Origin of the sequence: Chryseobacterium sp. SIMBA_029, from assembly GCF_046535275.1 — a bacterium.
Lineage (GTDB): Bacteria > Bacteroidota > Bacteroidia > Flavobacteriales > Weeksellaceae > Chryseobacterium.
Window position 1 is genome coordinate 1 of sequence record NZ_JAWRXA010000557.1, and the last position, 256, is coordinate 256.

Consider the following 256-nt stretch of genomic DNA (forward strand, 5'->3'; position numbering starts at 1 on the left):
CTTTCTGGGTCGCAATTGCATCGAACAGGTGGGGATCACTAACAGTGAAAGCCGATGGAGGGTCACGCTGGCTCTGTCGAGCAAGTCTCGCATAGGCGGTTTGGTCAAGATTCTTGCCGACGCCACGGGCGCTGTCGATCCAGGAGGTGAAGTCGGCATCTGCCAGACTACGCAATTTAAACTGCATGTCGGAAAAGCCGTCTCCAGAGAACTGGGCGGAAGTGCCCCAGATGTCAGCGGCGCTGTCGGCCTGCAG

At 57.8% G+C, this 256-nt stretch carries 1 protein-coding gene; it reads right to left on the reverse strand.

Annotated elements, in window-relative coordinates:
* Nucleotides 1-256: COX aromatic rich motif-containing protein (locus SB679_RS25210; RefSeq protein ID WP_410705065.1), on the reverse strand; the 256-nt coding region annotated here is incomplete at both ends.